The following is a 14,769-nucleotide window of genomic DNA, read 5'->3' as shown; positions in this document are numbered from 1 at the left end:
GATGTCTGACCAAGACGCCTATATCGCCCTGATCAGCAGCCTGCCAGGCTCTGAGCGGTTGTTCGTGGCCAAACAACCTCCGCTGTCGCGGCTGCGGCTGGATCGTCGCCTTAAGGCGCTGACGCCCGAGGACGCTAAGGTTCTGAAGGTTATGGAACATGCTCTGAATTGGGGCGCATATGACATGGATGTCACTGACCCGCAGGCTGTATTGAGGTGCAAACAAGCGTTGGCCGAAATCCCGCAACCATCCTTGCGCCGCCTGTTCCTTGAACGGATGGACCTGCGTACTGTTGTTGCAGCACTGCGCCTGCGCGGGCACGGTGGCAATCCGCTGTCCGGTGCGTATGGGTTTGGACGTTGGAGCCGTCACATCCCCGCCAATTGGGGTGACCCGGATTTCCGTCTGTCCACGGCGATGCCGTGGATCAAGGAAGCACGCCAGTTGCTTGAGGCCGAGGACCCCTTGGGTCTGGAACGACTGCTGCTGTCAGTCAGCCATAAGCAACTGAAACGACACGCCGCCCGTCACCTGTTCGATTTTGAGGCCGTGGCCATCTATGTCTTGATCTGGAACATTTTCGATCGCTGGGCGCAAAGCAACGCGCAGAATGCGGCCGCAAGATTTGAGAAGCTGGCCCAGCAAGCCATGAGCAATGTCGCAGATTTCGATTTTGAGAGAGTAAGCGCATGACTGCCCAAACATCTTCGGTTCAAACCGCAACCGCCCGCGTTGTCTCTGTCCAGGAAGGGCTTGTGAAAATTCAGGCCAACCAAGACGCCGCCGGCGTTCCGGGACAACTGGTCAAGAACGAGGTCGTGTTCATCCTTCCTACCCGTCCGGGCCCGGGCGGGCGTCAGGAACGCTTAAAGGCTGAGGTGCTGCGCGTGCGCGGCGATACTGCCGACGTTCAGGTCTACGAAAGCACGGACGGCGTAGCGGTTGGTGATCCGGTTGAACAGTCAGGACAGCTGCTTTCGGTCGAACTTGGGCCGGGGCTTTTGGGGCAGGTCTTTGACGGCCTGCAATCGCCTTTGACCAAGGTTGCGGCCGAGTTCGGGACTTTCCTGCCGCGCGGGGCGGATGTGGCGCCGCTGGATGATCAGGCAAAATGGTCTTTCACTCCCACAGTCAAAGTTGGCGATATGGTCAAGGGCGGCGACAGCATCGGTACTGTTCCCGAAGGCCGGTTTACCCACAAAATCATGCTGCCTTTCAACTGGGTCGGCGACTACAATGTTGTGTGGGTACAGAAAGGTGCAGCCTCGATCCACGAGATTGTCGCGCGTCTTGAAGACGAGCAGGGTGGGGAGCACACGCTGACCCTGTGCCAAAAGTGGCCGGTACGACGACCGTTACCTGAAACCATCCTGAAACGCGCCCTGTCGGAACGGTTGTACCCAACGGAACCCGTGCTGACCTCGCAACGCCTGATCGACACGTTCTTCCCCATAGCGCGCGGTGGCACGGCCTGTATTCCCGGCCCGTTCGGTGCGGGCAAAACCGTGCTGCAAAACCTGATCGCTCGGAACTCCAAAGTGGATATCGTGATCGTGGTGGCCTGCGGTGAGCGTGCGGGCGAGGTGGTGGAAACGATCCACGAATTCCCCAAGATGACCGACCCGATGTCGGGCGGCAGTCTGATGGACCGGACGATCATCATCTGTAACACCTCTTCCATGCCTGTAGCGGCACGTGAGGCATCGATCTTCACCGGCATCACCCTGGGCGAGTATTACCGCCAGATGGGCTATGACGTGCTGTTGATCGCTGACAGCACCAGCCGCTGGGCGCAAGCCATGCGCGAGACCTCCGGCAAGCTGGAGGAAATCCCCGGGGAAGAGGGCTTCCCTGCCTATCTGGAAAGCTCGATCAAGGGCCTGTACGAGCGCGCAGGGGCGATGAAGACCAATGATGGCGATCTGGGTAGTCTGACGCTGATCGGTACGGTTTCACCGGCGGGTGGCAATTTTGACGAGCCTGTGACGCAGTCCACGCTGTCTACCGTGAAGTGCTTTCTGGGGCTGTCCTCAGAACGGGCTTATAAACGTTTCTATCCTGCGGTCGACCCAATGCTTAGCTGGTCGCGATACACCGATCAGCTCTCGGATTGGTACGACAAGAACGCCGAGCCCGGTTGGACAGGCAAGGTGCGCGATCTGCTGGCCCTGATTGAAAAAGGCGAACAAGTCGACCAGATGATGCAGGTGACCGGTGAAGAAGGTGTCACCATCGAGGACTTCGTCACGCAGCAAAAGGCGCTGTTCGTGGACATGGTGTACCTACAGCAGGATGCCTTTGACAAAGTCGACGCAACCGTCCCGCTGGAGCGTCAGAAGATGACGTTCAAGCTGATCTATGATGTTACGCAATCAACTGCGGAATTCGAAGATAAGGGTGAAGTGCGTCAGGTGTTCACCCAGCTCACAGGTCTTATGAAGAACTTCCACTACGCCGCGGAAAACACGCCGGAATTCAAGTCGCTGTGGGGACAGATACAGGGCCTGAGCCGCGAAAAATTTGGAGTGTAGGTCAGGGAAATGGTAGCCCGTAGGGGAATCGAACCCCTCTTTCCAGGTTGAAAACCTGGCGTCCTAACCGATAGACGAACGGGCCATCTGGTAGTGGCATTAGCACAAGTGGTAGCCCGTAGGGGAATCGAACCCCTCTTTCCAGGTTGAAAACCTGGCGTCCTAACCGATAGACGAACGGGCCACGCTGGCTTGTGGAGGGCCTTTTACGGTTTACCTCTGACCCCCGCAAGCCGAAAAATGCAGGGATGCGAAACTTTTTTGGCAAGGCTGGAAATGGGCTCAGTTTGCCTCTGCCGCGTCCTCCAGTCTCAGCTGAACGCTTTGCCGTCCACCCCATGTGTTCACCTCAAGCCGTCCGGCGAAATGAAAGCGCGCGCCGCCATGGTTAGACAGCTTTTCCCCCATCGGTCCGTCAAAAGCTCCAAAGGCAATGGCATCAAGGCCACCACCAACCCCGTCGGACAGCGACAGTTTCAGATGGGAGTCGCCGACGCGCTTGGCAAAGCGCACCTGCAGGTCCGGCAACGCATAGCGTGGGGCAGGGGCGCTGGCCCCGAAAGGACCGGCTTTTTCTATCTGTTCGATCAGATCGACCGAAGCTGCGCCCGGCATAAGGGCGCCGTCTAGCTTCATGTCTGCAGGACCGCCTTTGCCCGCGCCTTGCTTGGCCAACAACTCGCTGAGGCGTTCCATGGCCGGTTCCAACTGATCCCGCATAACGGTCAGCCCTGCGGCCATCTTGTGCCCGCCGCCTTTGACCAAAAGTCCCTCAGCCGCCAATCGTTGGATTGATGCCCCCAGATCAACGCCAGAAACCGACCGCCCTGAACCCTTGCCTTCATCACCATCAAAGCCGATGACAATGGCGGGTCTGTTGGCGTTTTCCTTGAGGCGGGATGCCACGATGCCGACAACGCCGGGATGCCATCCTTCGCCCGCCGCCCAAACCAGAGGAGCGTCCAATCCGCGTTCCTCGGCTTGTTCCAGTGCTGCCGCTCGTACTGCGTTTTCGATATCACGACGCTCGGTGTTCAACTCATCCAACCTTTGAGACAGCGCTTCAGCTTCGGTCATCGAGTCCGTGCTCAGCAGTCGCGCGCCCAGATCGGCCTGACCGATCCGCCCGCCCGCATTGACGCGCGGACCCAGAAGAAAACCCAGGTGATAGCTGGTAGGGGCTGAATCCATACGCGCCACATCCGACAGCGCCACTAACCCTGGTCGTTGCCTCTGTGCCATGACCTTAAGGCCTTGCCGCACCAGCGCCCGGTTCGCGTCAATCAGCGGGGCCACGTCTGCAACGGTTGCCAATGCCACAAGATCCAGCAGCCCGATCAGGTCGGGACCCTTAACCTCAGCCTCACGCAGTTGCCGCCCGGCCTCAACCAGCATCAGGAACACCACGCCGGCAGCGCAGAAATACCCCAAATCACCGCTCTCATCCTGCCGGTTTGGGTTCACGACCGCCACGCAATCGGGCAGCGTTTCACCACCAAGGTGGTGGTCCAGCACAATGACATCCGCGCCTTTTGCCGCCGCGATAGGTTCATGGCTAAGCGTTCCGCAATCCACGCAGATGATTAGGTCATGCGCAGCCGCCAGTTCCTGCATTGCAGGCACGTTCGGCCCATAACCCTCATCAATTCGATCTGGCACATACAGCGTGGCTTGCAGCCCCATCTGACGCATCCAGACAAGCAACAAAGCCGCCGAACTGCCCCCATCGACGTCGTAATCGGCAAAAACCGCGATCCGCTGCTTGTTTCGGACAGCTTCCAAAAACCGCGTTGCGGCGGTCTCCATATCTTTCATGGACCGGGGATCGGGCAGCAATTCCTTCAGCTTTGGTTCAAGAAAGCTTTCGGCTTCCACGGGGGGCACGCCGCGCCGCGCCAGAACCTGACAAACCGCACGTGGCAGCCCGGACTGTTGCACCAGCATTTCCGTGGCCCGTTCGACCTCGGCCTCCGGTCCGATCCAACGCCGCCCGGTCAGTGACTGCTCAACCCCTAAAAAGCTCATGCCTGCCTCTCATATGCTAAGGCCGGACCCTCTCGGATCCGGCCTCATTGTATCTATCGAAACCTCTGCCAAAGGCAAAGGTGCAAGCCATCACGCGTTGTCGTGCGGCCAGGTTGGCGTGCGGTAGGACATGCGGCGCACCGAACCGGTTTTGGAACGCATCAGCAGGGTGGTGGTTTCAACCCAGCCCGGCTGGCGTTTGATCCGCGGCAGCAAAGAGCCACCCGTCACGCCAGTTGCAGCAAAGATCACGTCTGCGGTTACCATCTCATCGCGAGAATAAACGCGGTCCAGATCGGTGATACCCGCCTTGGCGGCGCGGCCACGCTCGTCGTCGTTGCGGAACAGCAGGCGGCCAAAGATCTGACCACCCATGCATTTCAGCGCAGCAGCGGCCAGAACGCCCTCGGGTGCTCCGCCTTGCCCCATGTACATATCGATGCCGGTCTCTTCGCTTTCGGCACAGTGCATGACGCCGGCCACGTCACCATCGGTGATCAGGCGGATCGAGGCGCCGGTTTCGCGCACTTCAGCGATCATCGCTTCGTGGCGGGGACGTTCCAGAATGCAGACGGTGATGTCGGCAGGCTTGCAGCCTTTGGCATTGGCCAGCGCTTCAACACGCTCGCGTGGGCTCATGTCGAGGTTCACGACGCCTTCGGGAAAGCCCGGACCAATGGCCAGCTTGTCCATGTAAACGTCAGGAGCATGCAGCATCGACCCGCGCGGGCCCATCGCGATCACGGTCAGCGCGTTCGGCATGTCCTTGGCGGTCAGAGTCGTGCCCTCAAGCGGGTCCAGTGCGATATCCACACCGGGGCCGTTTCCGGTGCCGACCTCTTCGCCAATATACAGCATCGGTGCTTCGTCACGCTCGCCTTCGCCAATGACAACCACGCCGGCAATGTCCAGCAGGTTCAGCTGTTCGCGCATCGCGTTTACAGCCGCCTGATCCGCAGCCTTTTCGTCACCACGTCCGACCAGCGAGGCCGAGGCCAGTGCGGCCTGCTCTGCGACCCGTGCAAGGCCCAGAGACAACAGGCGGTCGTTGAAATCGATTTTGGCAGCGCTCATTTTTTGTATCCTCAGGTCAATAAAGGCGTTTCATCGGGCATAGCCTGCGTTTTATGCAGGCCGCAAGGGTCAAACCTCTTCAATCCGCAATGCGACGGGTTCCCCCGACACGACATCGGTCGCGCGAAGCCCTTCCAAAGCGACATCCAAAGTGGCCCGCGTGGTTTTGTGGGTCACAATCAGAACCGGCGCGGTGGCTTCGGTGTGCCCGTACTGGCGCATCCGGTCGATCGAGACGCCCGCGCCACCCAGAATGGCGGCAACTTTGGCCAGCGCACCGGGCTTGTCGAACAGTGCGAGGCGCAGGTAGTAGGGGGCGGGCAGCCCGGTAATAGCGGGTTTTGCGTCTTCCAACGTTTCTGCAGGGCGGCCAAAGGTCGGGATTTGCAACCCCCGCGCCAGATCGCAGACGTCGCCCATCACGGCGCTTGCCGTTGGACCCTCGCCTGCGCCAGGGCCGCGCAGGACAACCTGATCGACCGAGTCGCCTTCGATGACAACCATATTGGTGCCGCCTTCCAGCTGACCCAGGGGCGAGCCGCTGGGTACAAGGCACGGCTGCATTCGCTGTTCCAGACCGCGTGCCGAGCGCTGAGCGACACCCAGCAGCTTGATGCGATAGCCCATGTCGGCTGCCTGATGAATGTCATCCAGACTGATATGCTGGATGCCTTCGATCTGGATGCCGTCGAAATTCGGTTTGGTGCCAAATGCGATCGAGGACAACAGCGCCAGCTTGTGCGCCGCGTCGATGCCGCCCACGTCCAGGTTCGGGTCAGCCTCGAGGTAGCCCAGTTCGGCGCATTCTTCGAACAGCGCGTTATACCCCAGCTCCTGCGATTGCATCCGCGTCAGGATATAGTTGCAGGTGCCGTTCATCACGCCCATGACGCGGGTGATCTCGTTCCCGGCCAGCCCCTCGGTCAGGGATTTGATCACGGGGATACCGCCCGCAACGGCGGCCTCAAAACGGATCACACGGCCTGCGGCCTCGGCTTTTTCAGCCAGCTCCTGACCGTGAATGGCCAACAAAGCCTTGTTCGCGGTCACCACATCCTTGCCAGCGGCCAACGCGGCCTCGACAGATGCTTTGGCGGGGCCGTTTTCGCCGCCCATAAGTTCGACAAAAATATCGACATCGTCGCGCTGCGCCAATGAGACGGGATCAGTCTCCCATGCATACTCCGACAGGTTCACGCCACGGTCTTTGTTTGCGTCGCGCGCAGAAACAGCGGTGATTTCGATCGCGCGACCTGTACGCGCCTGCAGCAGGTCGGCATGGCGGCGCACGATCCGCACGACACCCACGCCAACTGTTCCCAAGCCGGCAATTCCCAGCCGCAGCGCCTGTGTCATCCCGTGGGTTCCTTTCCGCTCGAATGTCCTTGGTTTCGGGCTGTTTGCCCGTTCAAAGGTGCCTTAACGGGTTCGGCGTCGAGGCGCAATCCGGGACAGCGGTAACAGTCGGTTGAAACGCGAAAGGTCAGTTGGTTTGCGCGTTCTGCAGCGCTTCGGCCCTTTTGGCCAGCGCTTCGCGGCGCGCGGTCAGGTCTTCTTCAACCTCGGCCGCTTCGTTCACGGGATCTATGGGCGGGCCAAGAATGTCCTGAAGTGGGACCAGCTTCGGATACGCGGCCGAGCGCACATTCGGCTGTTCGCGTCCTTCCAACTCCGGGAAGTCCGTGCAGGCTGCGCAAGTCAGAAGCAGAACCAAAAGTGGCAGGGGCTTCATACCGAACCCTTTCAATGGAGACTGACCCCGTGATGCACCTTTTGCGGCGGTCGTTCAAGCGGGGTTCTATATGAACGCTTGTTCATATACGGTGGCGGTATGGCACGTACCCAAGGCTCACACTCCGATATCACCGGCCCGCGCATTCGAAAAGCAGCGCTGGGGCTGTTTGCCCGACATGGCTATGCCGCTGTATCCATGCGCCAGATCGCAAAAGATGTGGGTGTGCAGGCGGGGGCGCTGTACAACTACACGCCCGACAAGCAAAGTCTGCTGTTTCGCCTGATGCAGGATCACATGCAGGATCTGTTGGCCGCTTATGGTGAACTTGAAAAACCCACCGATGCCGAGACTGCGCTACGCCGCTTTGTCGGCTTTCACATTCGGTTTCATATGGAGCGACCGGATGAAGTCTTTATCGCCTATATGGAGCTGCGCAACCTAACGCCCGAAAACTTCTCGGAAATCGAAGGCCTGCGCCGCGCTTATGAGGATTCGCTTGAAGCCATCTTGCAGGATGGGCAGAAGTCTGGGCTCTTTTCGGTTGCCGATACCAAAATCGCGACCTTGGCCGTGATCGCGATGCTGAATGGTGTGATGACCTGGTACCGTGCAGGCGGACGCTTGTCGCTGGACGAAGTAGAGCAGGTTTATTGGGATATGGTCAGACGCGCCGTAACCGCCTGACCAACTTTGCTTAATCAGTGCGCGGCGCGGATGAATGTGCCATTGCGCAGTTCTTTGAACGCCAGTTCCAGCTCGGCACGCGTGTTCATGACAATTGGACCATGCCATGCGACAGGCTCATCAATGGGCGCGCCCGAGATCAACAGAAACCGGACACCTTCCGGACCAGCTTGAACCGTGACCTCATCACCGGTGCCGAACCGAACCAAAGTGCGGTCACCGGACAGATCACGGATGTTGACCTCTTGTCCCGCGACCTCTTTTTCCAAAAGCACGCCGGTAGGTTGTGATGCATCGGCAAAGGCCGCCTGTCCTTGGAACACATAGGCAAACGCCCGGCGGTAGGTGTCGATGCGAAAGGTTTTTCTTACACCGGCCGGAACCTGAATATCCAAGTACTGCGGGTCGGCGGCAATACCGTCTACCGGGCCGGTTTTGCCCCAGAACTCACCAACAATAACGCGCACAGTGGCGCCGTCATCATCAGTGACCTCGGGGATCTCTTTGCTTTGGACATCCTGATAGCGGGGGGCTGTCATCTTTTGATCTGATGGCAGATTGCCCCACAGCTGGAAACCGTGCATTTGGCCCGCACCGTTTCCCTTGGGCATTTCCTGATGCAGGATTCCGGACCCGGCGGTCATCCACTGAACGTCGCCTGCGCCCAAAGTGCCGGTGTTGCCCAGCGAATCCGCATGCTCGACCGAGCCGGACAGGACATAAGTGATGGTTTCGATGCCGCGATGCGGATGCCAGGGGAAGCCTGCCTGATAATCCTTGGGGTGATCATTGCGGAAGTCGTCGAACAACAGGAACGGGTCTAGCTCGGACGGGTCCTGAAAGCCAAACGCCCGGTGCAATTTGACGCCTGCGCCTTCCATGGTTGGCATGGCTTTGCGGGTTTCCAATGTTGGTCTAAGGGACATGATGGCCTCCTGAATTTGTGGGGATCATGTATGCTGTTGGCGATATGCGTCAATTTGCGTGCAAACACGGGTGCTGTGCGCAATTCCATAGTCGGCTTCCCTCTGTTTTTCGGCAGACAAAGCGGATAAACCCGGACCGAGCAGAGCAGGGGACGTCAATGCAACAAGAAATTCTGGCCACGGTCCGACCTTCATCATCCAGACGTTGGATAGGGGTGGGGATGCTGTCGACCGTGGGTGTGCTGGTCATCTATGTCGCTTTGACCACGCCACCGGAACCGGCCTGGCTGGTCTTTTTACTTGTCGTTGGTGTGGCGGCGTTCTGGCTGGCCTATCGCATGTGGCAAGCCACCAGTGACTGGATCGAGCTGACCGAGACTGAATTGCGGACCGGTTCAGGGCAGGTGATTGCGCGTGTCGAAGATATCGAGTCGATCGATCAGGGGGTGTTTGCGTTCAAGCCGTCAAATGGATTTTTGTTGAAGACTACGGAAAGCGCAGGAAACAGCTGGGCACCGGGACTGTGGTGGCGATTGGGGCGCCGTGTTGGCATCGGCGGCCTGACCACAGCCGCCGAAACCAAATTTATGCTCCAGGTGCTACACCCACTACATCCTGCTGACAGAACCGATCAGAAACGTTTGCCTTAATTGTCGGTACAAATCGTGGACGCGTGAAAACCACGTTGTCAAACTTATGCGGACTGGCCAACCAATCAGTGTTAATCGGCGGATCATAGTCTTTGGATGTTTCCACAACGATCAAAGTGTCCAAGTCCGCCATCGCTGGCAGGGTGTCAGCCAATGGTTTGACGTTTCCATTGTTCCAAGTACCCGTAAACCCGCAATGTGTCGACCACTCAACAATATGAAGATCGTCTTCGGCGTTGTACCTGACCAGTGACAAACGCATCTTCAGCGGCGTGTTATCGCGCACCATTCGATTGAATATCACATACATGGAGCTCGCGTAGGTGTCGGTAATTTCGTTCTCAGCTTCTCGCGAGATCAAGTCGCTGACCGTGAACGCAGCTTTCAGGTTGGCGGTGCTTTCGCGAAATCCGTCAAAATACCCGTAAGTCATCACTACGGACCATACGAGCATCGGAGCTAACAGAGCCGATTCCACCGTCAGGCTACCACTTTCGCGACGCACAAAAGTCCCGAGAGCGCGTCGGAGGCATGAATAAAGACGCGTCATATCAAGGCTCCTGAACAAAGGTTGTCGTTGACGTAAGTGTGATCAGGCCATCATCGTCTGACAAAGCCCGGCTCATGTCTGTTCCACCCCGTCCTAATGCCGTCGTCGGGAAAAGCGGATCGACCCTCGCGCAAGCGCGCAAGATCATCAGTGCATTCGCCCCGCCACTTGAAAACTCTCGGACCGGTTTGGCCTCTTCCGCCCTATCCGCACAGTCCGCTTCGACAGGGAGGTTCACCCCCCCATATGGGTCTTGAACAATCATCTCCAACTGCAGGTTTTTGGAGCAATCTTGCATGATGACCATTTCATTGCAGATCGCGTCTTTGATTGTATCGTGCTGCGTGTCCTCCAAGCCGATCCCAAGTCGAATGTTACGCACAACCAGGTCCATTGAACGATCCAGCATCGCCTGCTGAATTGTGACCAGCGAATATTCGATGACGCCCAGAATGAAGAACATGTAGACGGGGAACCAAATGACGAACTCAATGGTCAAGCCACCGTCCTCAGTGCGTTTGAACCGAAGAACTTTTCCCAGAGCTTTGCGGATCATTGCGTCAACCTCAGGCGTTTGATTGCCGTAGCAATTGAGTCAAAGACCTCTGTAATCGTACGTTGGTCATCGCCCAGGCCGCCACTCGCTTTGACTTCGTAAAAGAACCCTGCGCCGCTGGAACAATTTCTAATCGCAGTAACACCTACGTCGGGCGCTTCAAATGCAATGCCATAGACATCAACATTCTTACCCTTGACTTGGGTACAGATATCGCTCAACCGGGTGTCTTTCTTGGTCCGGTAAATCTCGGTGAATGCGTTGTCATACCAAGTTTGATTGTGGTTGGACTGCCAAGCGTAGTTGTACTCGGCGTTCCAGTCCAAAGTGACGCGATTCCACAGTTGCGGGTAGGTCAGGCGCACTGATTGATCTGCCGCTTCACCGCCAAAGGGTTCGGTCTGGCCCTCCAACTCCTGTCTGGTCCAATAGTACGCAGGCGGCTCGTCAGGGGCAGATGTGCGGACGCTATATTCGCCGCCGTACCTGTCGGTTCTACAGCGGAGTTGACCCCACCTATTATACCAACAACTTCTGACCTCATGCTCATAATTTGGGTTGTACCAAACATCCGAAGGCCCATCGCGGTATGCCTCGTTCAAAACCCAGTTTTCAGTGTTCTCGCCGTCGGTCATGACGATCAAGATTTTTTTGACGTCTGATTCATACTTCATCGGACGGTTGTCAAACACCGCCGGAACAATCTTCTTAGGATCAAGGCCCGTGGTGACATCCAGACCCGTATCCGGATCTACAGAATCAGGATCGGCGTTTTGTCGGGAAAGCTTGTTAATTACAGGCTGAAATTGAGGGTCCAGCAGCGCGGCCCCCCATTTCACTCCGATATCAATCGAAGTGTTTCCGCCTGGAGTCATCGCCGCGATCTGATCGTGCAATTCGGAAACAACGTTCGTCACTGCTGTAATATCGCTGCCCGCACGGGTGGTGCAAACCGAGCGCGAGATTTGGTGTCTTTCGTCATTGTAATCGTCATTATAGTTTCTGCGGTCGAAATGCGCCGTACGATTGAGACTTTTGTCCGGGTCAATCCAGTGTTCTCTGAAATCGCTATCCACAAAGTCAACGCAGTGCGAATAGTCGTGCTCGGTCGTTACACCGGGCATGTTGCCCAGGATATTTGCACCGGCGTTTACTTGGTTGTTGTACGGTATGATCGAGATCGAAATCTTGTCCGGATTCTCTTTCTGATACATCGTCGTCACAAACTGTGTAGCGGCGTCCTTAAGAGCTTCCATTTTTGTTTTGTTTTCCGTCGCGGAATCCCAGCTCATCGATCCGGAGATATCGAGAACCATCGCGATTTCGATCGAGCCGATAGACTCTTCCGCGACACTTGTGACCGCGGCTGTAAGCGTTCCGTATCCAAAAAACGTCAGGAAGTGTGTTTTAACGTCTACTTCAGCGTTGGCCGTGACCTTCCTTGATCCACCGCGAGGATCATCGACCACCACAGGTTCTCCGGTTAGTTTGCCCCGGACCTCAGACTTCTCGATATAGGATTTAACCACTTCCACCGGTGGGAGTTCCTGTTTGACGTTCGCTGCAGCAAGAACCGCACGATCGAGCGTACCTTGGAGGCTGGCCCTGTCACGCTCAAAGTTCATTATGTCCACACCGATTCCGGCTGTCGCCATGATGAGGATAAATCCGACGGCAACAAAGATCGTAAAGACCCCGCCATCCTCGTCGCGGGAAAAACGATCAGCAGACGCAGCTGCTTTCTTAAAATTCTTGGTGTTGCACTTAAATATGCGCATTTTCATCTGGCCGACCTCGCTGAGCAGACATCCGGCGCTGCTAAGGAAAAGTTAACGTTTGAAAACTAACGGCGAATCGTGGCGTGAATTGGGCGGAAGTGCCGAAGATATGGCAACTTTGGGCGCGAACCGTAGATAATTGAACGGCTTTTTTGCCTCTGTTTTCGGTCAGGCGACAATTCTTCCAAAGTTAAGCGCCGTGCGCGACTCAGCCCGGTCCGAGAGCTTTCGTGGCGATTTCGGGTTTTATTGTTGCTTAATTATTGATCGTTTAGCCAATGGGTGCGACAAAACGTCAGAACGCTCGTCGTTCGTCGGCACGGAGGATTACATGACGGCCATTAATGAACCCAGCTTTCGCGAAAGTGTAGATTTGATGTTTAACAGGGCGGCGTCCCTTATGGACCTGCCGCCGGGGTTGGAGGAAAAGATTCGTGTCTGCAACGCCACCTACACTGTTCGGTTCGGCGTCCGCCTGCGCGGCGATATCCATACATTCACCGGTTACCGCTCGGTCCATTCCGAGCATATGGAGCCTGTTAAGGGCGGTATTCGTTACGCCCTTGCTGTGAACCAGGACGAGGTCGAGGCGCTTGCCGCCCTGATGACTTATAAATGTGCTCTGGTTGAAACGCCCTTTGGCGGATCAAAAGGGGGATTGTGCATCGATCCCCGAAAATACGAAGAGCACGAGTTGGAGCAGATCACCCGCCGCTTTGCCTATGAGCTGGCCAAGCGCGATCTGATCAACCCTTCGCAAAACGTGCCAGCCCCCGACATGGGAACGGGTGAGCGTGAGATGGCCTGGATGGCGGATCAATACGCCAGGATGAACACGACGGACATCAATGCACGCGCCTGTGTTACAGGAAAGCCGCTGAACGCGGGCGGTATCGCAGGCCGGGTTGAAGCAACAGGTCGCGGCATCCAATACGCCCTGCGTGAATTCTTCCGCCACCCGGAAGACATGCAAAAGGCGGGGCTGACCGGCAAGCTGGATGGAAAACGTGTCATCGTTCAGGGGCTGGGCAATGTGGGTTATCACGCCGCGAAGTTCCTGAGCGAAGAGGATGGATCCAGAATTGTCGGCATCATCGAATGGGATGGCGCGCTTTATAATCCCGACGGGATCGACGTGGAATCCGTGCGGCAATGGATCGTCAAGCATGGCGGTGTCAGTGACTATCCGGATGCGACGCACTCGGCCGAGGGTGGTGCAGTTCTTGAAGAAGAATGCGATATCCTCATCCCGGCTGCTCTGGAGGCGGTCATCAACCTGTCAAACGCAGACCGGATAAAGGCGCCTTTGATCATCGAGGCTGCGAATGGTCCTGTGACTGCAGGTGCGGATGAGATTCTGCGCAAGAAGGGCACGGTGATCATACCGGACATGTATGCAAACGCGGGCGGTGTGACCGTTTCCTATTTCGAATGGGTCAAGAACCTGAGCCATATTCGCTTCGGTCGCATGCAGCGCCGTCAGGAAGAGGCGCGGCACGAGCTGATCGTGAGCGAGCTGCAGCGGCTGGATCGTTATCTTGGCGATGCCTGGTCGATGTCTCCGGACTTTAAGGCCAAGTACCTTCGCGGCGCGGACGAGCTGGAACTGGTGCGCTCGGGCCTCGATGACACGATGCGCATTGCTTATCAATCTATGCGCGAAGTCTGGCACAGTCGCGATGATGTCGAGGATCTGCGGACGGCGGCCTATATTGTGGCCATCGACCGTGTGTCCAAGAGCTATCGCGCCAAAGGGCTGTGATGTTTTGAAATCAGGGGCAGCCTAGCTTTGTCTGGCTGCCCCAACGGTAAGGGCTGGCCGACTTAACCACGGTAGACACGCCAAAAACGGCAATGGCAGGCCGTGCCTGCGACAGGTAAGCTGCAGCGACAGAATCGATTACCGGAGTTCCCTATGTTGCGTATCGCCATTGCAGCCGCTTTGCTGGCCACCCCATTAGTTGCGGAAGAAACCAAAGAGCAAAGCTGCCAATACCAGGCTGAAGTTGTTGCGGCGATCCAGAAGGCACGGCTGGACCGGGTAAAAGAGCGTGACGTGCCCCAGGCAGTTGCCGATACCAGCCCGACCTGGCCCGAAAATTACAATGCTGCCATCCCGTTGATCGCGCCTTGGGTTTATGAGCAAAAGATGCGCGATGTACGCAAAAAGGATCTGGGCGCCGCGTGGCTTGAGCTGTGTTTGCTGCAATAATCCACAGCCCCATCATTTCCCTGTGGACAAACGCGCGTCATACCCTT

Annotated in this window: 14 protein-coding genes and 2 tRNA genes; 6 read left to right on the top strand and 10 right to left on the bottom strand. The window is 57.2% G+C overall.

The genetic code is table 11. From position 1 onward, the window contains the following. The first annotated feature begins 1 nt into the window (after position 1). Together AC2FJE_RS03505 and AC2FJE_RS03500 are read left to right on the top strand one after the other, a co-directional pair. Positions 2 to 694, top strand: a complete 693-nt coding sequence (locus tag AC2FJE_RS03505; RefSeq protein ID WP_496753543.1) for a hypothetical protein — start codon at positions 2 to 4, stop codon at positions 692 to 694. Further along, positions 691 to 2,532 (top strand): V-type ATP synthase subunit A, encoded by a 1,842-nt coding sequence (locus tag AC2FJE_RS03500; protein ID WP_496753545.1) that lies wholly within the window; start codon positions 691 to 693, stop codon positions 2,530 to 2,532. The genes AC2FJE_RS03505 and AC2FJE_RS03500 overlap by 4 nt, the downstream gene beginning before the upstream one ends. Before the next feature lie 10 nt (positions 2,533 to 2,542). Here the strand turns inward: AC2FJE_RS03500 and AC2FJE_RS03495 are convergent. From AC2FJE_RS03495 to AC2FJE_RS03470, 6 genes are all read right to left on the bottom strand, one after another. Next, a tRNA-Glu gene (locus tag AC2FJE_RS03495) sits at positions 2,543 to 2,617 on the bottom strand. Between the two features lie 24 nt (positions 2,618 to 2,641). Next, positions 2,642 to 2,716, bottom strand: a tRNA-Glu gene (locus tag AC2FJE_RS03490). 98 nt (positions 2,717 to 2,814) lie between these two features. After that, entirely contained in the window at positions 2,815 to 4,557 is a 1,743-nt protein-coding gene (recJ, locus tag AC2FJE_RS03485; protein ID WP_496753547.1) for a single-stranded-DNA-specific exonuclease RecJ, read from the bottom strand. A 90-nt stretch (positions 4,558 to 4,647) separates the two neighbouring features. Then, positions 4,648 to 5,631 carry a class II fructose-bisphosphatase gene (gene glpX, locus AC2FJE_RS03480; protein WP_058274789.1) on the bottom strand — a complete coding sequence of 328 codons (984 nt, stop codon included), beginning with the start codon at positions 5,629 to 5,631 and terminating at the stop codon, positions 4,648 to 4,650. A gap of 69 nt (positions 5,632 to 5,700) precedes the next feature. Continuing rightward, on the bottom strand, positions 5,701 to 6,987 hold the full coding sequence (locus tag AC2FJE_RS03475) for a homoserine dehydrogenase (RefSeq protein ID WP_496753549.1): 1,287 nt from the start codon (positions 6,985 to 6,987) through the stop codon (positions 5,701 to 5,703). Positions 6,988 to 7,114: 127 nt separating this feature from the next. Then, on the bottom strand, positions 7,115 to 7,363 hold the full coding sequence (locus AC2FJE_RS03470; protein WP_058274791.1) for a hypothetical protein: 249 nt from the start codon (positions 7,361 to 7,363) through the stop codon (positions 7,115 to 7,117). 99 nt (positions 7,364 to 7,462) lie between these two features. Between AC2FJE_RS03470 and AC2FJE_RS03465 the strand changes: the two genes are divergently transcribed. Then, complete coding sequence (locus AC2FJE_RS03465) at positions 7,463 to 8,050, top strand: TetR/AcrR family transcriptional regulator (protein WP_496694948.1); 588 nt, start codon at positions 7,463 to 7,465, stop codon at positions 8,048 to 8,050. Between the two features lie 14 nt (positions 8,051 to 8,064). On the opposite strand, the gene AC2FJE_RS03460 is transcribed toward AC2FJE_RS03465, so the two are convergent. Continuing rightward, complete coding sequence (locus AC2FJE_RS03460; RefSeq protein ID WP_496694950.1) at positions 8,065 to 8,976, bottom strand: pirin family protein; 912 nt, start codon at positions 8,974 to 8,976, stop codon at positions 8,065 to 8,067. Positions 8,977 to 9,134: 158 nt separating this feature from the next. On the opposite strand from AC2FJE_RS03460, the gene AC2FJE_RS03455 reads away from it, so the two are divergent. Next, positions 9,135 to 9,626: a hypothetical protein gene (locus AC2FJE_RS03455; RefSeq protein ID WP_282168607.1), complete on the top strand. Its 492-nt coding sequence runs from the start codon at positions 9,135 to 9,137 to the stop codon at positions 9,624 to 9,626. Here AC2FJE_RS03455 and AC2FJE_RS03450 read toward each other — a convergent pair. From AC2FJE_RS03450 to AC2FJE_RS03440, 3 genes are read right to left on the bottom strand one after another with little or no spacing between them, the layout of a single operon-like run. Further along, a complete protein-coding gene (locus AC2FJE_RS03450) occupies positions 9,562 to 10,176 on the bottom strand; it encodes a TadE/TadG family type IV pilus assembly protein (RefSeq protein ID WP_282118797.1) in 615 nt (204 codons plus the stop codon). The two genes, AC2FJE_RS03455 and AC2FJE_RS03450, sit on opposite strands and share 65 nt — an antisense overlap. 1 nt (position 10,177) lies before the next feature. After that, complete coding sequence (locus tag AC2FJE_RS03445) at positions 10,178 to 10,732, bottom strand: TadE/TadG family type IV pilus assembly protein (RefSeq protein ID WP_282118796.1); 555 nt, start codon at positions 10,730 to 10,732, stop codon at positions 10,178 to 10,180. Continuing rightward, positions 10,729 to 12,510 carry a pilus assembly protein TadG-related protein gene (locus AC2FJE_RS03440; protein WP_496760661.1) on the bottom strand — a complete coding sequence of 594 codons (1,782 nt, stop codon included), beginning with the start codon at positions 12,508 to 12,510 and terminating at the stop codon, positions 10,729 to 10,731. The genes AC2FJE_RS03445 and AC2FJE_RS03440 overlap by 4 nt, the downstream gene beginning before the upstream one ends. A 331-nt stretch (positions 12,511 to 12,841) precedes the next feature. Here AC2FJE_RS03440 and AC2FJE_RS03435 point away from each other — a divergent pair, with 331 nt between their 5' ends. Then, complete coding sequence (locus AC2FJE_RS03435) at positions 12,842 to 14,272, top strand: Glu/Leu/Phe/Val family dehydrogenase (RefSeq protein ID WP_282118794.1); 1,431 nt, start codon at positions 12,842 to 12,844, stop codon at positions 14,270 to 14,272. A 153-nt stretch (positions 14,273 to 14,425) separates the two neighbouring features. Beyond that, a complete protein-coding gene (locus AC2FJE_RS03430) occupies positions 14,426 to 14,722 on the top strand; it encodes a hypothetical protein (RefSeq protein WP_109311971.1) in 297 nt (98 codons plus the stop codon). Positions 14,723 to 14,769 lie beyond the last annotated feature (47 nt).

The organism is Ruegeria sp. CDSC002, assembly GCF_059610905.1.
This window is presented reverse-complemented; position numbering and strand designations above follow the sequence as displayed.